Below are 23,451 nucleotides of genomic sequence, written 5' to 3' on the forward strand. Positions count from 1 at the left end.
CCCCGTCAGACGATCGGGTCGTGGACGGTGACGAGCTTGGTGCCGTCCGGGAAGGTGGCCTCGACCTGGACGTCGTGGATCATCTCCGGGATGCCGCCCATGACGTCGTCGCGCGTGAGCACCTTGCGGCCCGACGACATGAGTTCGGCGACGGTGCGGCCGTCGCGGGCCCCTTCGAGGATGTGGGACGTGATGAGCGCGATCGACTCGGGGTGGTTGAGCAGCAGCCCCCGCGCCCTTCGCTTCTCGGCCACGTCCGCGGCCACATGGATGAGCAGTCTCTCCTGCTCGTGCGGGGTCAGTTGCACGCGTCCCACCTCACAGTCCTCGCTCCGGACCGTGCGGGGTCCGGCTGCCGCGGCCACCGCGACGGATATAGATGTAACACACAGGCAGTACGCTCGATCTTGCGCACCCCGGTTACGAAATCCCCTGGCGGCGTGGCATCGCAGGCTAGTTGGGAGGAGTTTCAACGAGGTTAACCAGCGCTTGACCGCTCCATGACCCTCAGCTGGGCTTCCCCATACTCGTCAAGTGGGCTTCCCCATACTCATCAAGCCGCGCAGGCCGTCCTGCAGCGCCTCGACCGGAACCTCGTCGAAGAGCGCGAGCTGCGCGGCGAACCCCTGGGCCGTGGCGACCATCACCCGCGCGACGTGGTCGGCCGGGACGTCGTCCCGCATCATGCCCGCCGCCTGATACCCCTCGACGATCTTCACCCAGGCCACCCGCACCTTGGCGTACCCCTGCCTCATCACGGTGGCGAGCTCTTCGTTGCGGAGGGTCTCCGCCCACACCTGGACGATCAGACGCGGGAAGTACGGCGTCTCCCCCTCGCCGCCGCCCTGGTTCTGGGCGAGCACCTGGGTCAGCGCGCGGCCGACCAGCACGTCCGGCGGTGGCGGCGGGGTCTCCTGGGCAGCCGCCTCGAAGGTCGCCTGGAGCCATTCGAGGACCTCACCGACGATCGCCCCGATCAGCTCCTCCTTGCCCCGGAAGTAGCGGTAGACCGCTCCGGCGGAGAGGCCTACCTCCTTGAGCACGTCCTGCATCGAGGTGGCGTGGAAGCCATTGCGGGCGAAGCAGAGGGCGGCGCCGTCCATGATCTGGCGGCGGCGTGCGTCGAGGTGCTCCTGGGATACGCGGGCCATGCTTCTCAAACTAAAACGAACATTCATTCTTGACAAGCTCCACACCCGGAAGCACAGTGGGCATCACATAAAACGAACGATCCTTCTCTTTGATCTCCAGGGAGCTCAGCCCATGTCCACGCCGGTCGCCACCCCGCCCCCGCAAGGCCGCCGCATGGTGGCGGTGGCCCTCCTGGTCTCCGCGCTCGTGGCCCTCGCCCTGTGGGCCTTCGCCTGGCCCGCCGCGAGGACCGCCCCCCGCGATCTGCCGCTCGGCGTCGCGGGACCCGCCGCCGCGACGGCGCCACTCCAGTCCCAACTGGAGCAGCAGAAGGGCGCGTTCGAGATCCATCGGTACGCCGACGAGGCCGCGGCCCGCGACGCCGTCGAGGACCGGGCCGTGTACGGAGCGGTCGTCGTCACTCCGCGAGGAATGAAACTGCTGACCGCGACCGCGGCGAGCCCGGTGGTCGCCCAGCTCCTGGAGCAGGCGGTGGCCGGTCAGGCTCCGGAGGGGGCCGAGGTGACCACCACCGATGTGGTGGCGGCGCCCGCCGACGACCCTCGGGGCTCCGCTCTCGGGGCGAGCGTGCTGCCGCTGGCGATCGCGGGTGTCGCGGCCGGTGCGGTCGTGACGATGCTCGGCCTGCGCGGCATCCGCGCGGTGGCCTCCCTCGTCCTGGCCGCCGCGCTGGTCGGCGTGGTCGCCGCCGCGGTCACGCACAGCTGGCTGGGCGTGCTGACGGGCAACTGGTGGGCGGAAGCAGGGGTGTTGGGGTTCTCGACGCTCGCGGTGGGAGCCACCGTGGCCGGGTGCGCCGCGCTCATCGGCCCCGCGGGCATCGGGGTCGGCGCGCTGACCATGGTGCTGCTCGGCAACCCGTTCTCCGGCGTGACGTCCGCGCCTCGACTGCTGCCCGAACCGGTCGGATTCATCGGCCAGTTGCTGCCGCCCGGCGCCGGCGGCACCCTGCTGCGCTCGGTCTCCTTCTTCGACGGCGCGCGCATCACGGGCCCCCTGCTCACCCTCGCCGTCTGGGCCCTGCTCGGCCTGACGGCCGTACTGCTCGGTGCGCTTCGCCGCCCCTCCGCCGCGGCACGCGACGAGGCAACGACGGCGCGGGAGACGGTGCAGGTCGCCTGACCCGGCAGCCCACAGAGACAGCCGTACGCCTCCGCTGTAGCGGACGGGGGTGTACGGCGCTTCCCGCGCTCGATCGCCGTACGGCTACGTCGCGTTGGGCCCCCGGTGTTCGGCGGCGATACCGAAGCGCTGCCGTTCACCCGCACCCGCCGACGGGGACGAGGTGGAGCGCAACGACGAGACGGAGCTGACCACCTGCTCCTCGTCCACGTCCACGTCCGCCATCGCCTCGAGCCGTTCCAGGTCGGCGGCGGAGACAAGGGCCACGAGTGGCTTGCCATGGCGGGTGACGACCACCCGCTCGCCGCCGTAGACGACGCGGTTGATCAGATCGGCGAGCTCTGCTCGGGCTTGCGTCACCGGAATCTCGTAGGCCATGCTCCCCAGCTTAACCGTCGCCCGCCACGGCCATCCGGCCCGCGCGAAACGGATACGCCGCAGGTCAGGGGGCGGTATCCGGGTCGGACGTGTGCGAAGGCGTGGCCTGCAACCGCCGCGGCTCTTCGCTGCGTTCGTCGTCGTGCTGGACGAGGAGCGTCAGGAGTTCCGCCACCGCGAGACCCGATTCGGCCGGGTGGCGCAGGATGGTCCCCGCTTCGATGCGGTACGCGTTGGAGCGGCCCTGGCGTGTGTGGGAGAGATATCCACCCCCCTCCAGATCCGCGACGATCTTCTGCACGGCACGCTCGGTGAGTCGGCAGCGCGCGGCGATGTCCCGGATGCGGGTGGCGGGGTCGTCGGCGATCGCGGCCAGCACGCGGGCGTGGTTGGTGAGGAAGGTCCAACCGATGTGTGGTTCAGGTACTGCACCCATCCCTCCAAGGTAGGGGGTCCGATTCACGTATTCAAAAAGACGAACTACATTTCCGGTATCTCTTGACGGGTTAACCTCGCCGGGCCGACGCTGAGTGAGGTGACGACCCACGGATGCTACGGAGTGGCCGCCATGACCGAACGTGCACTTCCCGCGCAGCTCGCGGAGGGCAGCGAAGCCCCACCCGACGCGCCCTCCTGCCCGACGACCGGTCACGTCGAGCAGGACCCGCGGGTCGAACTCGGTCAGTTGCGGCGGGCCATGCGGACGCGGCCCGTCATCGACATGGCGCGCGGAGTCCTGATGGCGTCCTTCGGACTGAGCGCCGATGACGCGTGGGACGTCCTCGTCTCGGTCTCCCAGAACACGAACACCAAGCTGCATGTCGTGGCCGCCGAACTCGTCGATGCCGCCACGGGAGGTGAGATCCCGAAGCCGTTCCGACGGCAACTGGCCGCGACGGTCGCCCAGCTCCAGGAGCCGCCGACGGCACCCCACACCGACGAGGGATGAGCTCGACGTAACACAGGCGTGGATGAGCCCGACGGAACACGGGCCCCTCCCTTCTCCCGGCTCTCTTCGGTTTCCGTCCGCGCGACAAGGGCACTCGTGCCCCGGTCACGGACCGCACGGAGGCGAACTCCACCCCCGAGGGAGGCGTTGATGGAGTGGATGACCAGCGCGCTCTGCGCGCGAGAGGACCCCGAGCTCTTCTTCCCCGTCAGCGCGACCGGCCCCGCTCTGCGCGAGGAGCTGGCCGCCAAGCGGATCTGCCTGCGCTGCCCCGTCCTCCGGCCCTGCCTCGCCTGGGCCATCGACAGCGGTCAGGCGTACGGCGTCTGGGGCGGAACCAACGCGGAGCAGCGTGCGGTGCTGCGCCAGAAGGCCGGCAGCTCCGCACCCGCACGGCTCAGTTCTGCAGAGCCGCGATCCGCAGCGCCATCGGATGCGCCAACGAATCCGGCACCACCTCGCGCTGACTGACTTCCGCCCACCACGCCCCGCCGTCCTCCATGTGCCGCAGAAGCACGCCTTCACGGATGGCCCAGGGGCAGATGGTGACCGTCTTGATGCCCGTCAGCTTCATCGCCGTGTGCCCCACGATCGCGCCCGCCAGGCTCTGCACGGCCCGCGGCGCCGACACCCCCGGCAGCCGGGCACGCTCGGCCGCCGGCAGCGCGGCGAGCCGGTCACGGCACAGGCGCAGCTCCGCGCGGCTCAGCTGCCGCGCCATGAACGGTCCGTGGCGGCCGGGGGCGGCGCCCCCGAGCCGCGCCAGCTGCTGGAACGTCCGTGACGTCGCCACGGCGGTGCGCGGCCCCTCCCAGCGGATGCGCGCGGCGACGTCCCGCAGCTGATGGCGCACCTTGCGCCGCAGCGCCTTCACACTCTGCTCGGTCGGCGGATCCTCGCCCTCGAAGAACTCCCGGGTCAGCCGGCGCGCGCCGAGGGGCAGCGAGGCCACGTAGTCCGGCAGCCTTCCGCGCCCGAAGGCCACCTCGAGCGAGCCACCGCCGATGTCGAACAGCGCGAGGGGCCCGGCTCGCCAGCCCATCCACCGGCGGGCGCCCAGAAAGGTGAGTTCGGCCTCCACCTCTCCGGGCATGGTGCACAGCGCCACGCCGGTCTCCTCACTTATCATCCGCAGCACGTCCAGCCGGTTGGGCGCGCTGCGTACGACGGTCGTGGCGAAGGCCAGCGGCTCCGCCGAGCCCCATCGCCGGGCGGTCCTCGCGGCCTCGGAGACCGCGGTGACGAGCTGCCCCACGGCTTCCTCGGGGATCACCCCCGTCGGCCCGACCTCTTCGGAGAGTCTCACTCTCCACTTGGCGGTGTGAACCGGCAACGGCACACCGTCCTCGGCGTCCACGACGACCAGCCGGACCGCGTTGGAACCCACATCCATCACACTCAATCGCATGTAACTCTGAGTACCCATCAGGCCACGGGTCAGTCACCTTGGTTGACCTTGATGCGGCCAGGGAACCCGTGATCCGTGCAACAGACCCCACCCGACGAACGGGTCCCGGACGTGACCGCCCGGGACCGGCAAGGAGAGTGAGCAGCCATGCGTATCGCGTTCCTGATGGCACCCGAGGGCGTCGAGCAGATCGAACTCACCGACCCCTGGAAGGCGGTGACCGACGCGGGCGGTGAGCCCGTCCTCGTGTCCACGCGGCCTGGCCACATCCAGGCCTTCGACCATCTCGACAAGGCCGACACGTTCCCCGTGGACGAGGTGGTCGGCGAGGTGTCGGCCGACTCCTTCGACGGGCTCGTCCTGCCGGGTGGCGTGGCCAACCCGGACGCGCTGCGCCTCGACGAAGGTGCCGTGTCCTTCGTGCGCGACTTCTTCGACCGCGGCCGCCCGGTCGCCGCGATCTGCCACGCCCCGTGGGTCCTCGTCGAGGCGGACGTCGTCTCGGGCCGGGGACTCACCTCCTTCCCCAGCATCCGCACGGACATCCGCAACGCGGGCGGCACCTGGGTCGACGAGCAGGTCAAGATCTGCCACGACGGGCCCAACACGCTGATCACCAGCCGTAGGCCGGACGACCTGAAGGCGTTCTCCGAGGCATTCCTGACGGAGTTCGCGAAGCCGGCCTCCGCTCACTGATCCCAGGTGGCCCCTGATCCCTGAGCGGCTACTCCCTCGGCAGCAGCGGTCCCAGCGGCCCGAGATCCAGGTTCAGGTCCTCGGGCCGCAGGCCGTAGCGCTCGCGCAGTTCGGTCATGCGGTCGTCGAGGAGCATCAGTGTGAGTCCGATGCGTTCCTCCTGGTCCTCGCTCAGATCCCCGGTGTCGAACCGGCGCACGGCCTGCCGCTCCATGAGCTGACGCAGCAGCTCCACGACGGTCAGGACGAGTTTGATCAGGTCGCGTTCCACCGTGTCCGGCTCGAGTTCGAGGCGGTTCTTTCCCGGAGTCCGCTCGCTCACAGCAACTCCTCAAAAGGCGAGGGCACTTGCTCGTTCACCGAGCTGATGAGTGCGTTCAGGTCGATGCGGACCAGGTCGACGTCCGCGATGCGCAAGGTGAGGTCCCCGGTGATGACGACCCCGCCCGCCAGCAGCCGGTCGAGCAGGTCCACCAGGGCCACCTCCCGGCGTTCGACGACGGTCACGACCCCGCCTCCCTCGCCACGCCGTCCACGCCGTCCGCGTCGTCCGCGTCGTCCTCCAGGCCCGCGAAGGAGTACGCCGCCCACGGTCCGGTGAGTTCCACGCGCAGGCCCGGCTCCTCGCCCTTCACGCGTTCCACCAGTTCGACGAAGGCCTCCGACTCCGAACGCGGCACCAGATAGGCGGCGTTGAGTACGTTGCGGCCCGACTCCTGGGAGAGCGCGGAGTTCTGGGGTGCGTGCAGCCTGGCGTCCTCGGCGTGTCCGCAGAGCGTGTCGTGCAGGCGGCGCGCGAACTTCTCGGCGCTCTCCCACATCTCCTCATGGGCCCTGTTCCGCTGCCGGCGCTGCCGCAGATAGTCCCGGCCCGACGCGGCCTTCTCCGGCTTCTCGGCCGCGGGGGCGGGCTCCGCCTCGGCATGGATCTTGACGCCCCACTCCACGCGGCCGTCGAGCCGGTCGAGCGTCCGCAGGAACGCGGCCTCCCGCTCCTCCATCATCACGCGCACGCCCGCGTCGTCCCGGAACACGGTGGCGAGCCGCATCGGCAGCGGCGTGGTGACCGCGGTGAGCGCGTCGATCACCGCCTGGTGGGCACGCGCGGTAGCGCTCAGCCAGTCCAGGTCCTCCAAGTGGCGCCGGAGGGGCTCCTCGCCGAAGTCGCCCTCCGGCACGGTGCCGACCACGGCGATCAGGCCGTGGTGCGACAGCTGACCGGGGGGCGCGCCGTCCACCCCGGTCACCTGCGCCTGGAGTGCCGCGTCGAAGGGGCGGCAGATGGCGTAGACGTACCGCAGTCCGCTCATGAGCTTTCCTCCGCCTTGCCTTGCTCCGCCTTGCCTTGCTCCGCCTTGCCTTGTTCCACCTTGCGTCGCGCCGGCTTCCGCCGCTCCGTCCTGCCTTGCTCCAGTTGCTCAAGCTCGGCGACATGGGCACGCAACTCGGCGTTCTCACGCGTGAGTTCCTTGCTGTGTGCACGGGAGGACAGCTCGGGGTCGTCCTCCCACCAGTCGATTCCCATCTCCTTCGCCTTGTCGACGGAGCAGACGATGAGCCGCAGCTTGATGGTGAGCAGTTCGATGTCGAGCAGGTTGATCCTGATGTCACCCGCGATCACGATGCCCTTGTCGAGCACGCGCTCCAGGATGTCGGCCAGGTTCGCGCCGCCGCCCTGCCCGTACGGCTCCGGGATCCGACCAGGCATCGTCATCGGCGACTCCCGCTCGTCGCGGGCTCTTCGTCGTACTTGGCGTCTTCTTCCGCCTCTTCTTCTGCCTCTTCCGGCTCGTCCTCCTCGTACTTCGCCTCGTGGTCCTCGCCCTCGTACTCGCCCTCGTACTCGCCCTCCTCCTCTTCATCCGCCTCGCCGTAGGCGCCCCGCTCGTCCTCGTCCTCGTCCTCTTCCTCGTAGGACTCCTCCGGCTGCTCCTCGTCGCGCTCGTCCTCGTCCTGCTCCTCCGCGAGCGCGTCCTCATGGCTGACGACAACCTCGCCGTCCTGGATCTCGCCGCGCCAGCCGTCCTCCGCCTCGCCCTTGATGGTGATGAAGCGGGCGAAGTTCTTCAGGTCGAGCCGTGCCCGGCGGCCCTGGGCGCGCCAGATGTTGCCGGTCTTCTCGAAGAGACCCTTGGGGTAGTACTCCAGGACCAGCAGGACGCGTGTGAGGTTCTCGGCCAGCGTGTGGAAGGAGACGACACCCTTCGTCGTGCCCTTCGCGCCCTCCGAGGTCCAGGCGATCCGGTCGTCCGCCACCTGTTCGGTGGTGTGCGCCTTCCAACTCCGGCTCGACCAGAAGACCTTGGCCTGCCAGTCGGACGTGGTGTCGTCGGCGCGGTTCGCACTCTTGACGCCCTTGGCGAAGTTGCTGAAGTCCTGGTACTGCGTCCACTGGTCGTACGCCGTGCGCAGCGGCACGCCGACGTCCACGAACTCCATGATGACCGTCGGCTTCTTGCCGGCCCCGCCCTTGCGGCGGCCCTTGCCTCCGGTCATGTTCTTGAAGGCGTCGACCACACTGTCCTTGGCCCGCCCCGCGCCGACCTCGATAGCGGACCGCAGCGGCCCCTTGCCCTCGGCCATCTTGCGACCGCCGTCGAGGGCGAGCTTGGCGAAGCCGGGGCTGTTGCCGTCGGCGATGTCGTTGAGCTTGCCCGTCGTCTCGCCGAGCTTGTGGCCCACTCCGACCAGCAGTCGCTGGGCCTGGGCGGCGAGATACTCCTGGACCTCCGCCTTGAGCCGGTCGGCGGCCTCGCTCTGCACGACGCCGGTGATGGGGTTGTCCTTCGCCCGTCCCGTCGCGGACTTCAGCGTGTCACTCATCGCGGCCACCCTCCTTCGGCAACCGGGCCCCGGTGGCGCGGCGTGCGGAAGTCTTCGCCGCGGCCCTGGCGGGGGCCTTCTTCGCCGGCGTCTTCCTGGCAGGGCTCTTCGCCGCCGCCTTTCCGGCGGGGCTCTTCTTGGCTGCCGCCTTCTTGGGGGCGGCCTTCTGCGCAGGAGCCTTCTTCCTCGGCCGGGGCCTCTCCTCGGACTCCTCCTCGGACTCCGCCTCTGCGGGCTCGTGGTCCCGGTCGTCGCGGTCGTCCCGGTCGTCGCGGTCGTCCTGGTCGTCCCGTGCGTCCCGGTCGTCGTACTCCTCGTACGCGTCGTCCGGCTCCTCCGCCTCGCGCTCGCTGCCGCGCCCCGGTATGTCCGGCTTCACGCCCGCGAGTTGATCGCGGACATCCGCCGTCCTTCCGTGCAGCCGGTCGGCGAGTCCGGAGATCTGACGCTCCACCAGTGCTCCGGTGGCGGCCTTCCCGACCCCGCGCAGATCCCCGCGCAGCTGGTCGCCGATCTCCTTGAACTGCGGGTTGTTCTGAAGCTGTTGAGACAGCAGGTCCCCAAGGGCCCGCGGGCTCAGGTTCATCCGCTTGCCGGCCACCATGGTGCCGACCGCGAACGCGAGCTTCATCTTCTTCGTACGTCCGAGGACGTATCCGGCCCCTACGGCGAGGCCAAGTCCCAGTCGATTCATCGTGTGGTCCCGTTGTCAGTTCCCGCGCCTGCGCGCAGGCCGATTTCCAGGCGGTCGAGCAACTCGTCCTCCTGGCGGTCGAATTCCTCCTCGCCGATCTCCCCCGACTCGAGCCGCTGCTCGAGAAGGGCGAGTTCGGCCCGGACAGTGGCCGGGTCGTAGTACAGACGCTCGGCCTCGGCGAGTACCTGGCTCACCGCCCAGAGGCCGCCGCGCACGGGCGCGAACGGCAGCATCAGCACTTCGCCGATCAGTCCCATGCGCCTACTCCCGGCCGCTCTTGGAGCCCATGGCCTCCGACGTGGCTCCCGTCGGCTCCGAGGGTCCGGGTTCGATGAAGCTGTAGGGCGGCAGCGGGCCGTTGACCCGCAGTTCGACGTGCGGATGCCCCTTGCGGACCTCATCGACGGCGGCAAGGAACACCGCGGACGCGTCGCGCTCCACGAGGAACGACAGGTTGGCCAGCCATCCCGTGGACTCGGGGCCCACACTGACGGCGTGCGCCGTCGGCTCCAGGGCGCGGTGCAGTTCCACCGCGTCCTCGCGCTCCCGGGCCTGCAGCGCGGCCACCACCATCTCGCCGAGCTGCAGCTTCTGTTCGTAACTGCCGCCGCCCGCCTGCCGGTTGGCCTCGGCGAGGGCCTGCACCTCGGGGTTGTCGGCCATCACGCGGTGCAGGGCCGCCTGTTCGTCGTGGCTGGCCTTGACGTTGTACTCGACCTTGCCGGCCAGTGTCGTGAGCCGCTCGCGGTAGTGCTCGGCGCGTTCCGCGAGCACGCTCGTGACGGCCGTGTCGTCCGGGGCGACGTTGCCGAACCGCATGGGAAGGACCGGGCCTGCCGCGCCCGCCTCGTTCAGGACGTTCTGGTGGGCCAGCAGGTCGTTGCGCTTGGCGCGCAGCTCGTCGGGCGCGTCACTGACGATCGCCGCCAGATCGCCTTCCTTGAGGATGCGCACCTGGCGCGCCGGCTTGCCCACCCCGTTCATGCCTTCGGGGAGCGACGGGTGCGAGCTCGCGGCGATGCCATAGACGTACGTACTCATTCCTGCTCCTCCTTCCTGCGCGCGGACGTGCTCTTGCGGGCGCGCGGGCGGGACTCCGACTGACTCTCTTCACGGGACTGCTTGAACGCGTCGGAGATGGTCTCGGCGGCGCCGGAGAGCGCACCCTTGGACTTGCCGCGCGCACCGGATTCGGTGACCTCGCCCACGAGGTCGGGGAGTCCGGGACTCTTGTGCGGGCCCGCCTCCAGGTCGAGTCGGTTGCACGCCTCGGCGAAGCGCAGATAGGTGTCGACGCTGGCGACGACCACTCGCACGTCGATCTTCAGGATCTCGATGCCCACGATCGAGACACGCACGAAGGCGTCGATGACGAGACCGCGGTCGAGGACTAGCTCCAGGACGTCGTACAGGCCACTGGTGCCGCCCGATCCGCCGGCTTGCTGTGCAGGGACAACGGTCATGCCGACCGGCCCTCCTTGTCTGAGAAGTCTGTGGAAAGAAGTGCGGAAGCTCCGTGCGGAGCGGGCTCTATCGGCCGCCGCCCTTGTGGGAGTCGGCGCGCCCGCGTTCGTAGCGGCGGACGCGTTTGTAGCCAAGGAGCTCGCCCTGCGGGTCGCACTCCACCTGGTAGCTGGCGAGGAGACTCATCGTGTCCGGAACCCGGGTGAGTTCCAGGACCTCGATCTCCAACGTCCAGCCGTCATCGGTCTGTTCGAAGGACGACACGGACTCGGCGGCCATCCCGGTGAGCTCGGCGAGCTGGGTGCGCGCCGTGCGCAGCACCTCCATGGGGCCCGGCCGACGCTTCGCCCTGCCGCCGCTTTCCGCGTGTTCGTCGGATGAGTTCCTCGAGTTCTGAGAACTCGAGGTCGTCTTCTTCTTCGCTGGATCTGGCGATGTGTTCAATATGGCCACCTCGAACTCCCGGGTGGCCCGTAAGCCGTTGGCCAAACATCTCAGGCCAGTTGTCTCGGCTCACCGGCCCCAACGGTGCGGCATCTCGGGATCCACGCTCGGATCCATCGCGTCCACACCCGGATCGGCCGCTTCCACGGTCGGCGGCGACACGGGCGGCGGGGGCACGGACGGGGTGCCCTTGGTGTCCGCGGCAGGGCCGACCACGGCTGGGCCGTCCGTGGAGGGCCGGCCCTTTGCCGGACGGGCGGCCTCACGCAGGAAATAGGCCACGCCGGCCAGGACCACCGCGGTGATCAACGCGGCCGCCCAGTCGGGCAGCCCCAGCGCGAGCGCCAGGCCGAAGGCGAGCGCCAGCGCGGCACCCGCGTAGAGACCGAAGGCGCCCGCACCCGCGTACAGCGCGGCCGTGCGGCGCTGTTTCCGCGTCTGCTCCCGCAGTTCGTCGCGCACGGCCTCGCGGGCGGCAAGCGTCAGTTCATCGACGAGGCTCTTCTCCAGATGGTCAAGATGCTCCAGACGATTCATGGCGCCCGAGTACCCGGCCGTCGGCGCGCGTAACGCGGCGCTCCGGCCCGCGCTCGCCGTGCCGAGTGGCTTGTTCAAAGGCGTGACCGATCTGCAGGACCCGTAGATCGCCGCGGTGCGGTCCGACGATCTGGAGCCCCACCGGCAGTCCGTCCGGGGTGAATCCGGCGGGCACGGACAGCGCCGGACTGCCGGTCGCGGACACCAGGTACGCCGAGCGCATCCAGTCCAGATAGTCCGCCATCGCCACCCCGTCGACCTCGGCCGGATACTCCAACTCGACGGGGAACGGCACGACTTGGCTGGTCGGCAGGACCAGGGCGTCATACCGCTCGAAGAACTCCCGCACCCGGTGGAACAGTTCGGCGTGCAGCACGGTGGCCCGCTCCAGGTCGATGCCGGTGAGCGCGCTCCCCTGCCGTACGTTGCGGACCAGGCTGGGCTTCATCCGGTCGCCGTCGGTCTCCAGGAGCGCCCCGAGCCCCAGGTGGAACTGCCAGGCGCGGAAGGTCCTGAACACCTCGTCGGCGCCGGACAGATCGGGGCACGCCTCCTCGACCGCGCACCCCAGGTCGGCGAGGACGGCGACGGCGGGCGCGAGCACGTCGGTGACCTCGCGGTCGACCGGCACCGCTCCGCCCAGGTCCGGCGACCAGGCGATCCGAAGACCCGTCAGATCCCGTGCCAGTGACCCGCCGAACGCGCTCCCCGGCGTCTCCAGGGCGATCGGCGAGCGCGGGTCGGGTCCGGCGACGACGGAGAGGAGCAGCGCCGCGTCGGCGACCGTGCGCGCCATCGGGCCCTGCACGGCCATCGTCGACCACGGTGCGGTGTCCGGCCAGCTCGGCACGCGGCCCGGCGAGGGGCGCAGGCCCACCACGTTGCAGAACGACGCGGGGTTGCGCAGCGAACCGCCCATGTCGCTGCCGTCGGCCAGGGGGTGCATGCCGCACGCGAGCGCGGCCGCCGCTCCCCCGCTGCTGCCGCCCGCCGACCGCCGGAGGTCGTACGGGTTGCGAGTGGCCCCGAAGACCGGGTTGAAGGTGTGTGAACCGGCCGCGAACTCGGGCACGTTGGTCTTGCCGATGGTGATCGCCCCGGCGGCGCGGATGCGCTCGACGATCAGCTCGTCGCGGTCCGGGACGTTGTCGGCGAGGAGCGGTGTGCCGTAGGTGGTCCGGATGCCGCGGGTGTCGTGGGTGTCCTTGTGGGCGACGGGCAGGCCGTGCAGCGGGCCGAGCGGCGCGCCGCGCGCGGTTTCCTCGTCGGCGGTGCGCGCCTCGTCGAGCGCGCGCTCGGCCGTCAGGGTCACCACGGCGTTCACGGCGCCGTTGACCTGCTCGATCCGGTTCAGGTGCGCCTGGACGACCTCGCGTGCGGACAGCTCGCGGGTGCGGATCCTGGCGGCGAGTTCGCGGGCGGTGAGCCGGACGAGCTCGGCGGCTTCGGGCACTTGCTGCGCGCCAAGGTCTTCAGGGACTCGGCGGGCTCGGTGGGCTCGGTGGGCTTCAGGACTCATACGACGCTTTCGGCTCGAACGGCTTCGGGGCGGCGGGAGACGGGTCGGGGCGGCTGACGGCTCGCGGCTGAGGTCGCGACGAGGCGGAGTATGCCCACGTCACCGCGTCGGCCATCCGGTCGCGCGCGCCGCGGCCCCCGCTTTCAGCGAGCGGCTGAAACACGTCGCAGCTGTTGACTGCGGCGGATCACGCGAACATGCTCCCCAGACGACGTTACGTACGTCCTGTACATTTTTTACAGGAAGCCTTCAGGAAGCCTCGGGGAGCAGCCGACCCCGGCAGAGGAGAGACGCGCCATGAACCGACCCTTCGCCCGCCATGTCCTGCCCGAGTTCACCGAGCGCACCAGCGCGGGGCAGCGGACCCTCGATCCGTACGCGAAGCTGCTGGAGGAGCGCATCGTCTTCCTGGGCACCCCGATCGACGACACCTCGGCCAACGACGTGATGGCGCAGTTCATGCACCTCGAACACGCGGCACCGGACCGCGACATCGCGCTCTACATCAACTCCCCCGGCGGCTCCTTCAGTGCCATGACGGCGATCTACGACACGATCCAGTTCGTCACCTGCGACGTGGAGACGACCTGCCTCGGCCAGGCGGCGTCGGCGGCAGCCGTCCTCCTTGCCGCGGGCACCCCCGGCAAGCGGTGCGCGCTGCCCGGCGCCCGCGTGCTGATCCACCAGCCCTCGATCACCGAGCCGATCCACGGCCAGGCAACCGACTTGGCGATCCAGGCCGACGAACTCCTGCGCACCCGTGCCGCACTGGAGAGGCTGCTGGTCCACCACACGGGCCAGAGCCCGGAGCGCATCGCGGCCGACATCGAGCGGGACAAGATCCTCAGCGCCCCCGAGGCCGTCGACTACGGCCTGGTGGACCGGATCATCGCGAGCCGTAAGTCGTCCCTCCGCGCCCCGGACGCGCGGTGATCAGCCGATGCTGCCACCCGAACTTCCTCCGCTGCCCGCACTCACCCGCGCCGAGGGCGAGTTGATCGACCGGTATCTCGAAGTGGTCGATCTGGTGGGCCGGATCAACCCCGCCCGCGCCTCGGACACCTACGGCGGACTGCGCGCCGCCCAGGCCCTGGTCGGCAGCGCGACCGCCCTGCGGGAGGCGCTCACGCTGATGCACCAGCGGGGCGAGAGCGCCGTGTGTGCGCCGACGTTGGCCCGAGCGCTGCGTGTGCTCGACGGGGAGCGTCGTGCGGAACGAGTCACCGTGCCGCCTCCGTCGGCGTCCTGAGCACCCGTCACCCCGGCATCCCGAGCCCGAACCGTCCGGGGCCGGTCTCAAACGAACCAAACGGGCTACCTCGTTCGGCGTAGACGATCGTCGTTATTTGAGACGTCTTCGGTTGCGTCAGATGTGTACGCGAGTGCCGGAATTACTCGTTCCGGTGCTGGTCGAACGATCGTCGGAGTGCCCGGCCCGATCTCGAATCCGACCTTGTCCACCCGAACGGTTCAGCCGTGAGGAGCCTCACAAAACACCGTTTCGGCTCGGAATTCGACCCCTTGACGGGTCAAGATCCCTTCCGACGACAAGCCCCCGCCACAGCGGCGGGGCGGTCCGGGCGGACGCCGAGTCCTGCCGCCGCCCGGATGACCGGTCGACATCGGTGCATCGGCAGGAGTGGAGGACCCAGGCATGACGGGTCGGTCCGGAAGGTCCGGACGCCGACCCTTGGGGTGAAGCCGCACAGCGCGGCCGGGCAACTTCGCCAGCCCGAATCCGACAGGTCATCCTTCACAGGCGGTTGACGAAGGGTTGCGCATGACCGCGCTGAATCATGTTCCGTCGCTGCTCACCAGGGCCGGTTCCGTATCGGCCCTCACGCTCGCCGTCGTAGGCGGCACCCTCGTGGCCCCAGGGCTCACGTCGGAAGCCGAGGCCGCGACACACGGGACCAAAGCGCTCAAGATCGCTGCCTCCAAGAAGGGCTCTCCGTACGGATACGGGGCCGCGGGGCCGAACCGGTTCGACTGCTCGGGCCTGACGCTCTACTCGTTCAAGCGCACGGGCAAGAAGCTGCCGCGCACCGCCGCGCAGCAGTACAACAAGACCCGCCACGTCTCGGCGTCGAAGCGCTCCCGCGGCGACCTGGTCTTCTTCCACTCCGGGCGGAGCGTCTACCACGTCGGCATCTACGCCGGGAAGGGCAAGATCTGGCACGCGCCCAAGAGGGGGACCGTCGTGCGCCTCGAGAAGATCTGGACGAAGAGCGTCTCGTACGGCCGGGTGCGCTGACAGCCCGTCACCGACCGTCGACCGCAGACCTGTCGGAGGGCGGCGGCGGCCTCACGGCCGCTGCCGCCGCTCGACCGGCCCTCCGCTCGACCGGCCCTCCGCTCGACCGGCCCTCCGTTCGGCGCGCCCGCCGGGCGTGGAGCACGTCGACGCGGATACTCGGTCGCCATGTCCGAAAACAACGGTTCCCGCTCCTCGGGCGAGTCCTCCGACGCCCGCAACGAGACGACACTCGAACGCGCCGACCGCAATTTCTCCGAGATCCTCCAGGAACTGCGCGTCACACAGGCCGGCGTGCAGATCCTCTTCGCGTTCCTGCTGACGCTCGCCTTCACCGAGCGCTTTCCCTCGCTCGACACGGTGCAGCGCACCACGTACGTGACCACGCTGCTGCTCGCGGTCCTGTCCGCCGCGCTGTTCACGGCGCCGGCCGCCGTGCACAGGTCGCTGTTCGGGCAGCACTCCAAGCCGCGGATCGTGCGGGTCTCGTCCCGTCTCGCCGGCATCGGCATGGCGGTCCTGGTGTTCGCGCTCGCCGGTTCCGTGCTCCTGGTCGTGGACGTGGCCGTGGGCCGCACCGGCGGGATCATCGCGAGCGCGGGCACGCTGGTGGTGTGCGCGGGCCTGTGGGGCCTGCTGCCCGTTCTGCTGCGCGGCGCGGGCAAGGGCCGGGACCCGGAATCGGACACCGGCGCGTCGGACGACGTCAGGCCATCAGGGCCTCGGTGAGGAGCACCAGGCCGAGGACGCTCAGCGCGACGCCCGTGCCGCCCTCGATCGCGCGGGCCGTACGCGGCCTGCGCAGCCGGCGGCCAAGACGGTCCACCAGGAGCGCGACGACCGGGAACCACACCAGGGCAAGCGCCACGATGATCGACGCGAGCAGCAGTGTCCTCGGCATCGCGGGGCTGCCCGCGGGCACGAACTGGGGAAGGACGCTGAGGAAGGTGATGGGCGCCTTGGGGTTGAGGGCGTTGGTGAAAAAGCCCTGCCGCAGGCTGCCCCCGGCCGCCGGCTGTTCCGCGCCGTCCGGCACCCCGAAACTCGCCAGGGGCCGCGCCGCCGACCGCAGCGCGCGATACCCGAGGTACAGCACATAGGCACCGCCGAGGACCTGGAGCGCCCGGAACAGCGTGGGAACCGCCGTGAGGACCGCGGCGACCCCGGCCACCGCGAGCGCCGTGTGCACCAGGAGCCCGCCCGCGACACCGATCGCGCAGGTGACCCCGGCGCGGCGGGAGGCGAGGGAGTTGCGCACCACGACGGCGAAGTCGGCGCCCGGCATGGCGACCATGCCCGCGGCGACGCCGGTGAAGGCGACCAGTTGAGCGTCCATGGCCGCCAGCCTGCCGTTCTTCTGCCTTCAGCGGGTATGTGGAATATCCTGGGTCTGCCTTAAGCAGGCGTTTAGCCCCACGCCGCCGGACAGCCCCACCGCCCGTCGGCTCCTGCACCGGGAGACACCATGTACGACCCGACGCGGCTCGCCGCACTGGTGGCGGTCTCCGAGGCCGGGTCGATCACTCGCGCGGCCGAGCGCCTCGGATACACCGTGCCCGCCCTCTCCCAGCAGCTGGCCAAGCTCGAACGGGAGGCGGGCACCGCGCTCCTGGTCCGGCACCACCGCGGGGCGCGGCTGACCGGCGCGGGCGAGCTGCTGCTCGCGCGGGCGCGCCGGGTCCTTGACGAGATGGAGCAGGCCCGGCACGAACTGGCCCAGCTGGCGGGCCTGTCCGGCGGCAGGCTGCGCGTGGGGACCTTCACCACCGCCGGGATCCATCTGGTGCCGCCCGCGCTGACCGCGTTCCGCCGCGCCCATCCGGACGTCGATCTGACGGTACGGGGCTATGAACCGCCGCTCGGTGTCGCGGCCGTGGCGGCGGGCCATGTCGACCTGGCGCTCACGCACACGTACGAGCCCGCGGATCCGGTGGCGCTGCCCGCGTCCGTGACCGCGGAGCCGATCCTGGTCGAGGAGCTGGTCCTGGTGACCTCGCCCGGCCACGCGCTGGCGAGCGCGTCGTCGCGGCTGCCCCTGACCGAACTCGCCGGACAGCCGCTGATCAGCATGGCGCCGACGCATCCGCCACGCCAGGGCGTGGAGTCCGCGCTCTTCCGGGCCGGGGCGACACCTGCGGTCCTGGTCGAGACTCCGGGATACGCGCTGGTGTGCGCGCTGGTCAGCGCCGGGCTCGGCGTCGCCGTCGTACCGGAGATGGTGGCGAGGACGGCGGCCACCCCGGTGGGGGTCAGGCCCCTGGAGCCGGGGGATCTGCGCCGCACGATCTCGGTCGTCCACCGCACCGACGAGTCGCACCCCGCGGCGGACACCTTCAGGGCCCTGCTCCGTGGCGCCTTCGGACGCTCACCGGGGTGAGGGCGAGGAGGCCGCTGTCCCGCCGCGGACCGGCGCGGTCCACGGCAGCGCGATCCAGACCGTCTTGCCGCCCTCGGGGGTGGGCGTGACCGAGAGCCTGCCGCCACACTCCATGGTCAGCCAGCGGATGATCACCAGGCCTCGGCCGTTGTCCTGCTGGACGGCTGCGGGCAGCCGCTTGGGGTAGCGGGGGTGGCTGTCGGTGACGCCGATGCGCAGCTGCTCCTCCCGGTCCAGCTCGATGTCCACCGTGAAGGTGGGTGACTCGCCCCGGGTGTGCTGGACGGCGTTCGTGGCGAGTTCGGAGACGATGAGCCGGACCGTGTCGGCCACTTCGGTATCACCTGGCAGGCCCCACTCGCCGAGGATGTTCGAGACGAACTTCCGGGCCGCGGAGACCGAGGCAGGAGCGCTCGGCAGGGTGACGGATGCTTCCTGAAGGTCTGCCATGGCGACGTGTCCCTTTCCCACCGGGGCTCGGCTCCGACTCGTAGCGGAAGGCACGAGGACAGTCCCGGAATGGTGCTTCGCGCCAGCCTGCCACTCTTGGGGTGCTCAGAGGTGGCCATCCACCAAGATGTGCATATATCTGTCGCTCGAAGCGGTGAACTCTGCTACGAGAGACCGTATTTGGGCGGCAGGCCGACGCTTCCTCTACTGTCGCCGGGAAGAGGGCGGAGTGAGGCCGAAAAAGGAGGCTCCGTCCGAAAGGAGACGGACATGCGGTACGGTCCCGCGGTGCGCCGAAGGAAACTCGGCGCCGAACTGCGTGCACTGCGCACGCACGCCGGGCTCACCAGTGGCCAGGCGGCGGACCGGGTCGGCTGGCATCAGTCGAAGGTGAGCCGGATCGAGACGGGGCGTAGCAGCGTCAAGGCGGCCGACGTACGCCTGCTGCTCGAGGCGTACGAGGTGCGGGACCCCCGACTGCGCCAGTTGCTGGTGGCGCTGGCGGGCTCGGACGACGACGGCGGACGCCGCCACTGGTGGCACGCCTACCGCGAGCTGCTGCCGCCCGCCTACCGCGACTTCATCAGCCTGGAGTCACAGGCCTGTCGGATGCGCACCCTGGAGACCACCGTCGTGCCCGGCCTGCTGCAGACGCCGGACTACGCGCGTGCGGTGACGCGGGCCGCCCTTGACGGACTGCCGGAGGAACAGGTGGACACGCTGGTCGAGGTGCGTCTGGCGCGTCAGGACGTGCTGCGCGCGGCTCCGCCGCTGCGACTGAGCGTGATCCTGGACGAGGCGGTGCTGCACCGGCCGGTGGGCGGGAATCATGTGCTCGCGGGTCAGTTGAAACGGTTACTGGAAGCCGCACAGTTGCCCCATGTACGACTTCAGGTGTTGCCGTTCGCCGCCGGAGAGCACGTGGGCCTCATCGGATCTTTCGTTATCTTCTCCTTTCCGAACATTGCTGATCTGGATGTGGTTGTTCTAGACCACTTGACGAGTAGCCTCTACCTCGAACGGAGAGAAGACCTCCAGGCATACACGGATGCCTTCAACTCCCTTCAAGGAAAAGCACTTTCACCCGAGGAATCAACGGATCACATCGCCGGGATAGGTGACGGCGCGTAAGGAGGCACCATGACTGCACTGCCTCGGCACGTACCCTCAAGCACTTCTCTGCACGGCGCACGGTGGTATCGCAGCAGCCGCAGCAACGGCATGAACAACTGCGTGGAGACAGCCTCGCTCGCTTCAGGGCCGAAGCAGGGGCTTCTCGCCGTGCGCGATTCGAAGAACACGGCAGGGCCCGCCCTGCTCTTCTCACCCGCCACATGGGAGGCCTTCGTCCACGGCCTCCGGTGACTACCGGGGTGCGGTGCGGCTGATCACTCGTACGGCATCGGCAATCTGCGCGCCGGTGAGATCCGCACGTGCGGTCAGCCGCAGCCGCGAGATGCCGTCGGGCACCGACGGCGGACGGAAGCAGCCGACGGCGAGACCGGCGCCCCGGCAGTCGGCGGCCCACCGCACGGCCGCTTCCGGTGACGGTGCGCGCACGGAGACGACGGCGGCGTCGGGACGTACCGCCGAGAGACCTTCCGCCGTGAGGCGCTCATGCAGCTCGGCCGCGACCGCGCGGGCCCGGGCGGCGCGCTCCGGCTCCCGCACGAGCAGCCGCAGGGCGGCCAGTGCCGCACCCGCGGCGGCGGGGGCGAGCCCGGTGTCGAAGATGAAGGTGCGGGCCGCGTTGATCAGGTGGTCGATGACCTTGGCGGGGCCGAGGACCGCGCCGCCCTGGCTGCCGAACGACTTCGACAGGGTGACCGTGGCCACCGTGTGGGCGGTGCCCGCGAGCCCGGCCGCCTGCGGTGCGCCCCGTCCGCCGTCGCCGAGCACGCCGAGTCCATGGGCGTCGTCGACGATGAGCCCGGCGCCGAACTCGCCACAAGCGGAAGACAGTTCGATGAGTGAAGCCGCGTCGCCGTCGACCGAGAAGACCGTGTCCGACACGACGACCGCGGGACCCGCGTGGGAGTCCAGCGTCTTGCGCACCGCTTCGGGATCGGCGTGCGGCACCACCTGCGTCGTCCCGCGCGCGAGGCGGCAGCCGTCGATCAGCGAGGCGTGGTTGCCCGCGTCCGAGACGATGAGCGAGCCGTGCGGGGCGAGGGCGGTGACGGCGGCGAGGTTCGCGGCGTATCCGGAGGAGAGGACCAGGGCGGCCTCGAAGCCGCAGAACTCGGCGAGCTCCCGCTCCAGTTCCGCGTGCAGCTCCGTGGAGCCCGTCACCAGGCGTGATCCGGTCGCCCCGCCGCCCCAGCGACGGGCCGCGGCCGCGGCGCCCCCGGTGATCTCGGGGTGTCTGGCCAGGCCCAGGTAGTCGTTGCTCGCCAGGTCGAGGAGGCCGCCGGAGTCGGCGGGGCGGGGGCGCAGGGTGCGGACCAGTCCGGCCTGTGCGCGCAGGCTCGCCTGCTCGTCGATCCAGTCGAACGGCGCGCTCGCCATGAGGGTTCCTCCGGGTCGTCATCACTGGCCGGTTTGTAGACAGTGCACAGACCCTAGCCGTCCGGCCACCGGGCCAGGATGTGGCAATACCCACACCTCTCAGCGTTTCTGTTGTGCGAAGTCTCCTTGGAAAGGGAGGCTCTCGTACGTAAGGATCAGCGCCATGGATCTGCTGAACACGCTGGTGGACAAGGGGCTTCGGCGCGAGCTGCCGACCCGCGAAGAAGCGCTGGCCGTGCTGGCCACCTCCGACGACGAGCTTCTCGACGTGGTTTCCGCCGCCGGGAAGGTACGGCGGCAGTGGTTCGGGCGGCGGGTGAAACTCAACTATCTGGTCAATCTGAAGTCGGGCCTCTGCCCGGAGGACTGCTCGTACTGTTCGCAGCGTCTTGGCTCGACGGCCGGCATCCTCAAGTACACCTGGCTGAAGCCCGACGAGGCGTCGCAGGCCGCGGCGGCCGGGGTGGCGGGCGGTGCCAAGCGGGTCTGCCTGGTCGCGAGCGGCCGCGGTCCGACCGACCGCGACGTCGACCGCGTGTCGCAGACCATCGAGGCGATCAAGGACCAGAACGAAGGCGTCGAGGTGTGCGCGTGCCTCGGGCTGCTCTCCGCGGGCCAGGCGGACAAACTGCGCACGGCGGGCGCGGACGCGTACAACCACAATCTCAATACGTCCGAGGGGACGTACGGCGAGATCACCACCACCCACACGTACGCCGATCGCGTGGACACCGTGCAGCAGGCGCAGGCCGCGGGCCTCTCCGCCTGTTCCGGTCTGATCGCGGGCATGGGCGAGACGGATGACGACCTGGTGGACGTGGTCTACGCACTGCGCGACCTCGACCCCGACTCGGTGCCGGTCAACTTCCTGATCCCCTTCGAGGGCACCCCGCTGGCCAAGGAGTGGAACCTCACCCCGCAGCGCTGCCTGCGCATCCTCGCGATGGTCCGCTTCGTCTGCCCCGACGTGGAGGTGCGCATCGCGGGCGGCCGCGAGGTGCATCTGCGCTCGATGCAGCCCCTGGCGCTGCACCTGGCCAACTCCATCTTCCTGGGCGACTACCTGACCAGTGAGGGCCAGGCCGGCAAGACCGACCTGGACATGATCGCCGACGCCGGTTTCGAGGTCGAGGGCACGGACACGGTGACGCTGCCGGAGCACCGCGCGGACGCGCTCGCGGCGGCGGGGTGCGGATCGCACGGGGACGGCGGGGGCGGCTGCGGGCCCTGCGGCTCGTCCGAACCGGCTGAACCGGCTGAACCGGCCGAGCAGTCCGCCGTGCCCGAGCAGTCCGCGTCGTCGGATGCCTCGGAGTCCTCGGAGGCGCGCACGGACCTGGTGGCGGTACGCCGCCGGGGCGCGGGAACGGACCTGGCGCCCAATGCCTGACCTCTCCGTGCCCGAACTGCTCGACCTGGACCGACGCCACGTGTGGCATCCGTACGGCCCCATGCCCGGCCGCCAGGAGCCCCTGGTCGTCGAGTCGGCGAGCGGCGTGCGGCTCCAGCTGGCGGGCGACGGGGGCGAGTTGGTCGACGGGATGTCGTCCTGGTGGGCGGCGATCCACGGCTACAACCACCCCGTGCTCAACGACGCGGTCCGCGATCAGCTGGACCGGATGAGCCATGTCATGTTCGGCGGGCTCACCCATGAGCCCGCCGTCCGGCTGGCGAAGCGCCTTGTCGACATATCGCCGGACGGCCTCGAGCATGTCTTCCTCGCGGACTCCGGTTCGGTGTCGGTCGAGGTCGCGGTCAAGATGTGCCTGCAGCACTGGCGCTCGCTCGGCCGACCGGACAAGCGGCGGATGCTGACCTGGCGGGGCGGCTACCACGGGGACACCTGGCAGCCCATGTCGGTGTGCGACCCCCAGGGCGGCATGCACGAGCTGTGGCAGGGCGCGCTGCCCCAGCAGGTGTTCGCGGACGCGCCGCCTGCGGGGTTCGAGGCGTACGACGACGCGTACGCCGATCACCTGCGTGAGGCGATCGGGCGCCACGCGGACGAGCTGGCCGCCGTGATCGTGGAGCCGGTGGTGCAGGGCGCGGGCGGTATGCGGTTCCACTCCCCCGCCTACCTGCGGGTGCTGAGGGAGGCCTGCGACGAGCACGACGTGCTGCTGGTGTTCGACGAGATCGCCACGGGGTTCGGCCGCACGGGCGCGCTGTTCGCCGCGGACCACGCAGGCGTCACGCCCGATGTGATGTGCCTGGGCAAGGCGCTGACCGGCGGCTATCTGACGCTGGCGGCGACGCTGTGCACGGCGCGGGTCGCGGACGGCATCTCGCGGGGCGAGGTGCCGGTCCTTGCCCACGGCCCGACGTTCATGGGCAACCCGCTCGCCACCGCGGTGGCCTGTGCCTCGATCGAGCTGCTGCTCGGGCAGGACTGGCAGACCGAGGTCAAGCGCATCGAGACGGGTCTGCGCGGCACGCTGACCGAGGCGTCCGCGCTGCCGGGCGTACGGGACGTACGCGTGCTCGGCGCGATCGGTGTCGTCCAGCTCGACCACGACGTGGACATGGCGGCGGCGACGAGCGCGGCGAGGCGCGAGGGGGTGTGGGTGCGGCCGTTCCGCGACCTCATCTACACGATGCCGCCGTTCATCACGAGCGACGACGACGTGGCACGGATCGGGCGCGCGGTGTGCGCGGCGGCGAAGGAGGGCTGAG

The 23,451-nt window shown here is 70.3% G+C and carries 33 protein-coding genes and 1 riboswitch; of the genes, 13 read left to right on the plus strand and 20 right to left on the minus strand.

The features are described from left to right. Positions 1-5 precede the first annotated feature (5 nt). Together M4V62_RS04810 and M4V62_RS04815 are read right to left on the minus strand one after the other, a co-directional pair. Positions 6-308: an urease subunit gamma gene (locus tag M4V62_RS04810; protein WP_249585962.1), complete on the minus strand. Its 303-nt coding sequence runs from the start codon at positions 306-308 to the stop codon at positions 6-8. 222 nt (positions 309-530) lie between these two features. Then, positions 531-1,151 carry a TetR/AcrR family transcriptional regulator gene (locus M4V62_RS04815; protein ID WP_249585963.1) on the minus strand — a complete coding sequence of 207 codons (621 nt, stop codon included), beginning with the start codon at positions 1,149-1,151 and terminating at the stop codon, positions 531-533. 112 nt (positions 1,152-1,263) lie between these two features. On the opposite strand from M4V62_RS04815, the gene M4V62_RS04820 reads away from it, so the two are divergent. Beyond that, a complete protein-coding gene (locus tag M4V62_RS04820) occupies positions 1,264-2,274 on the plus strand; it encodes an ABC transporter permease (RefSeq protein ID WP_249585964.1) in 1,011 nt (336 codons plus the stop codon). Positions 2,275-2,358: 84 nt separating this feature from the next. Here the strand turns inward: M4V62_RS04820 and M4V62_RS04825 are convergent, their stop codons facing one another. Both M4V62_RS04825 and M4V62_RS04830 read right to left on the minus strand, forming a co-directional pair. Beyond that, positions 2,359-2,652, minus strand: a complete 294-nt coding sequence (locus tag M4V62_RS04825) for a type II toxin-antitoxin system Phd/YefM family antitoxin (protein ID WP_249585965.1) — start codon at positions 2,650-2,652, stop codon at positions 2,359-2,361. Positions 2,653-2,716: 64 nt separating this feature from the next. Beyond that, positions 2,717-3,088, minus strand: coding sequence for a helix-turn-helix transcriptional regulator (locus M4V62_RS04830; protein WP_249585966.1), 372 nt, complete (start codon positions 3,086-3,088; stop codon positions 2,717-2,719). A 132-nt stretch (positions 3,089-3,220) separates the two neighbouring features. Here M4V62_RS04830 and M4V62_RS04835 point away from each other — a divergent pair, with 132 nt between their 5' ends. Both M4V62_RS04835 and M4V62_RS04840 read left to right on the plus strand, forming a co-directional pair. Further along, on the plus strand, positions 3,221-3,601 hold the full coding sequence (locus tag M4V62_RS04835) for an ANTAR domain-containing protein (RefSeq protein WP_249585967.1): 381 nt from the start codon (positions 3,221-3,223) through the stop codon (positions 3,599-3,601). Between the two features lie 159 nt (positions 3,602-3,760). Next, positions 3,761-4,072, plus strand: a complete 312-nt coding sequence (locus tag M4V62_RS04840) for a WhiB family transcriptional regulator (RefSeq protein ID WP_347277107.1) — start codon at positions 3,761-3,763, stop codon at positions 4,070-4,072. Here M4V62_RS04840 and M4V62_RS04845 read toward each other — a convergent pair. Continuing rightward, a complete protein-coding gene (locus tag M4V62_RS04845) occupies positions 3,999-5,009 on the minus strand; it encodes a Ppx/GppA family phosphatase (RefSeq protein ID WP_249585969.1) in 1,011 nt (336 codons plus the stop codon). The two genes, M4V62_RS04840 and M4V62_RS04845, sit on opposite strands and share 74 nt — an antisense overlap. A gap of 147 nt (positions 5,010-5,156) precedes the next feature. Here M4V62_RS04845 and M4V62_RS04850 point away from each other — a divergent pair, with 147 nt between their 5' ends. Continuing rightward, a complete protein-coding gene (locus M4V62_RS04850) occupies positions 5,157-5,705 on the plus strand; it encodes a type 1 glutamine amidotransferase domain-containing protein (protein ID WP_249585970.1) in 549 nt (182 codons plus the stop codon). A gap of 28 nt (positions 5,706-5,733) precedes the next feature. Here M4V62_RS04850 and M4V62_RS04855 read toward each other — a convergent pair whose 3' ends face one another. The 12 genes from M4V62_RS04855 to M4V62_RS04910 all read right to left on the minus strand — a co-directional run bounded on the left by M4V62_RS04855 (position 5,734) and on the right by M4V62_RS04910 (position 13,123). Beyond that, positions 5,734-6,027, minus strand: a complete 294-nt coding sequence (locus M4V62_RS04855) for a gas vesicle protein K (RefSeq protein ID WP_249585971.1) — start codon at positions 6,025-6,027, stop codon at positions 5,734-5,736. Further along, positions 6,024-6,212, minus strand: coding sequence for a gas vesicle protein (locus tag M4V62_RS04860; RefSeq protein ID WP_160509195.1), 189 nt, complete (start codon positions 6,210-6,212; stop codon positions 6,024-6,026). The genes M4V62_RS04855 and M4V62_RS04860 overlap by 4 nt, the downstream gene beginning before the upstream one ends. After that, positions 6,209-7,015: a GvpL/GvpF family gas vesicle protein gene (locus M4V62_RS04865; protein ID WP_249585972.1), complete on the minus strand. Its 807-nt coding sequence runs from the start codon at positions 7,013-7,015 to the stop codon at positions 6,209-6,211. The genes M4V62_RS04860 and M4V62_RS04865 overlap by 4 nt, the downstream gene beginning before the upstream one ends. Continuing rightward, a complete protein-coding gene (locus tag M4V62_RS04870; RefSeq protein ID WP_249585973.1) occupies positions 7,012-7,419 on the minus strand; it encodes a gas vesicle protein in 408 nt (135 codons plus the stop codon). The genes M4V62_RS04865 and M4V62_RS04870 overlap by 4 nt, the downstream gene beginning before the upstream one ends. Continuing rightward, entirely contained in the window at positions 7,416-8,528 is a 1,113-nt protein-coding gene (locus M4V62_RS04875) for an SRPBCC family protein (RefSeq protein ID WP_249585974.1), read from the minus strand. Before M4V62_RS04875 ends, M4V62_RS04870 begins: the two co-directional genes overlap by 4 nt. Beyond that, positions 8,521-9,222: a DNA primase gene (locus M4V62_RS04880; protein WP_249585975.1), complete on the minus strand. Its 702-nt coding sequence runs from the start codon at positions 9,220-9,222 to the stop codon at positions 8,521-8,523. Before M4V62_RS04880 ends, M4V62_RS04875 begins: the two co-directional genes overlap by 8 nt. Continuing rightward, a complete protein-coding gene (locus tag M4V62_RS04885) occupies positions 9,219-9,482 on the minus strand; it encodes a gas vesicle protein GvpG (protein ID WP_249585976.1) in 264 nt (87 codons plus the stop codon). The genes M4V62_RS04880 and M4V62_RS04885 overlap by 4 nt, the downstream gene beginning before the upstream one ends. 4 nt (positions 9,483-9,486) lie before the next feature. Continuing rightward, on the minus strand, positions 9,487-10,266 hold the full coding sequence (locus M4V62_RS04890) for a GvpL/GvpF family gas vesicle protein (protein WP_249585977.1): 780 nt from the start codon (positions 10,264-10,266) through the stop codon (positions 9,487-9,489). Then, on the minus strand, positions 10,263-10,688 hold the full coding sequence (locus M4V62_RS04895) for a gas vesicle structural protein GvpA (RefSeq protein ID WP_249585978.1): 426 nt from the start codon (positions 10,686-10,688) through the stop codon (positions 10,263-10,265). Before M4V62_RS04895 ends, M4V62_RS04890 begins: the two co-directional genes overlap by 4 nt. 67 nt (positions 10,689-10,755) lie before the next feature. Then, complete coding sequence (locus M4V62_RS04900; protein WP_425574969.1) at positions 10,756-11,142, minus strand: gas vesicle protein GvpO; 387 nt, start codon at positions 11,140-11,142, stop codon at positions 10,756-10,758. 60 nt (positions 11,143-11,202) lie between these two features. Next, entirely contained in the window at positions 11,203-11,670 is a 468-nt protein-coding gene (locus tag M4V62_RS04905) for a phage holin family protein (protein WP_249585980.1), read from the minus strand. Further along, positions 11,648-13,123: an amidase gene (locus M4V62_RS04910; RefSeq protein ID WP_249585981.1), complete on the minus strand. Its 1,476-nt coding sequence runs from the start codon at positions 13,121-13,123 to the stop codon at positions 11,648-11,650. The genes M4V62_RS04905 and M4V62_RS04910 overlap by 23 nt, the downstream gene beginning before the upstream one ends. Before the next feature lie 363 nt (positions 13,124-13,486). On the opposite strand from M4V62_RS04910, the gene M4V62_RS04915 reads away from it, so the two are divergent. From M4V62_RS04915 to M4V62_RS04930, 4 genes are all read left to right on the plus strand, one after another. Continuing rightward, complete coding sequence (locus tag M4V62_RS04915; RefSeq protein ID WP_249585982.1) at positions 13,487-14,122, plus strand: ATP-dependent Clp protease proteolytic subunit; 636 nt, start codon at positions 13,487-13,489, stop codon at positions 14,120-14,122. A 7-nt stretch (positions 14,123-14,129) separates the two neighbouring features. Beyond that, positions 14,130-14,438: a hypothetical protein gene (locus M4V62_RS04920; protein WP_249585983.1), complete on the plus strand. Its 309-nt coding sequence runs from the start codon at positions 14,130-14,132 to the stop codon at positions 14,436-14,438. A 364-nt stretch (positions 14,439-14,802) separates the two neighbouring features. After that, positions 14,803-14,966: riboswitch (cyclic di-AMP (ydaO/yuaA leader) on the plus strand. Between the two features lie 3 nt (positions 14,967-14,969). Continuing rightward, positions 14,970-15,443: a C40 family peptidase gene (locus M4V62_RS04925; protein ID WP_249585984.1), complete on the plus strand. Its 474-nt coding sequence runs from the start codon at positions 14,970-14,972 to the stop codon at positions 15,441-15,443. A gap of 168 nt (positions 15,444-15,611) precedes the next feature. Next, positions 15,612-16,172 (plus strand): DUF6328 family protein, encoded by a 561-nt coding sequence (locus M4V62_RS04930; RefSeq protein ID WP_249585985.1) that lies wholly within the window; start codon positions 15,612-15,614, stop codon positions 16,170-16,172. Here M4V62_RS04930 and M4V62_RS04935 read toward each other — a convergent pair. Next, on the minus strand, positions 16,150-16,779 hold the full coding sequence (locus M4V62_RS04935) for a LysE family translocator (RefSeq protein ID WP_249585986.1): 630 nt from the start codon (positions 16,777-16,779) through the stop codon (positions 16,150-16,152). The genes M4V62_RS04930 and M4V62_RS04935 overlap by 23 nt on opposite strands. Positions 16,780-16,908: 129 nt before the next feature. Between M4V62_RS04935 and M4V62_RS04940 the strand changes: the two genes are divergently transcribed. Beyond that, positions 16,909-17,820, plus strand: coding sequence for a LysR family transcriptional regulator (locus M4V62_RS04940; protein ID WP_249585987.1), 912 nt, complete (start codon positions 16,909-16,911; stop codon positions 17,818-17,820). On the opposite strand, the gene M4V62_RS04945 is transcribed toward M4V62_RS04940, so the two are convergent. Next, a complete protein-coding gene (locus M4V62_RS04945; protein WP_249585988.1) occupies positions 17,809-18,270 on the minus strand; it encodes an ATP-binding protein in 462 nt (153 codons plus the stop codon). The two genes, M4V62_RS04940 and M4V62_RS04945, sit on opposite strands and share 12 nt — an antisense overlap. A 270-nt stretch (positions 18,271-18,540) precedes the next feature. Between M4V62_RS04945 and M4V62_RS04950 the strand changes: the two genes are divergently transcribed. Together M4V62_RS04950 and M4V62_RS04955 are read left to right on the plus strand one after the other, a co-directional pair. Next, entirely contained in the window at positions 18,541-19,401 is an 861-nt protein-coding gene (locus tag M4V62_RS04950) for a helix-turn-helix domain-containing protein (RefSeq protein WP_249585989.1), read from the plus strand. Positions 19,402-19,410: 9 nt separating this feature from the next. Then, on the plus strand, positions 19,411-19,635 hold the full coding sequence (locus M4V62_RS04955) for a DUF397 domain-containing protein (RefSeq protein WP_249585990.1): 225 nt from the start codon (positions 19,411-19,413) through the stop codon (positions 19,633-19,635). On the opposite strand, the gene M4V62_RS04960 is transcribed toward M4V62_RS04955, so the two are convergent. Next, on the minus strand, positions 19,636-20,778 hold the full coding sequence (locus tag M4V62_RS04960; protein WP_249585991.1) for an 8-amino-7-oxononanoate synthase: 1,143 nt from the start codon (positions 20,776-20,778) through the stop codon (positions 19,636-19,638). It abuts the gene before it with no gap. 163 nt (positions 20,779-20,941) lie between these two features. Between M4V62_RS04960 and bioB the strand changes: the two genes are divergently transcribed. Both bioB and M4V62_RS04970 read left to right on the plus strand, forming a co-directional pair. Beyond that, complete coding sequence (bioB, locus tag M4V62_RS04965) at positions 20,942-22,168, plus strand: biotin synthase BioB (RefSeq protein WP_249585992.1); 1,227 nt, start codon at positions 20,942-20,944, stop codon at positions 22,166-22,168. Next, positions 22,161-23,450 (plus strand): adenosylmethionine--8-amino-7-oxononanoate transaminase, encoded by a 1,290-nt coding sequence (locus M4V62_RS04970; protein WP_249585993.1) that lies wholly within the window; start codon positions 22,161-22,163, stop codon positions 23,448-23,450. The genes bioB and M4V62_RS04970 overlap by 8 nt, the downstream gene beginning before the upstream one ends. Position 23,451: the final 1 nt, after the last annotated feature.

Source organism: Streptomyces durmitorensis (assembly GCF_023498005.1).
GTDB classification, from domain to species: Bacteria; Actinomycetota; Actinomycetes; order Streptomycetales; family Streptomycetaceae; genus Streptomyces; species Streptomyces durmitorensis.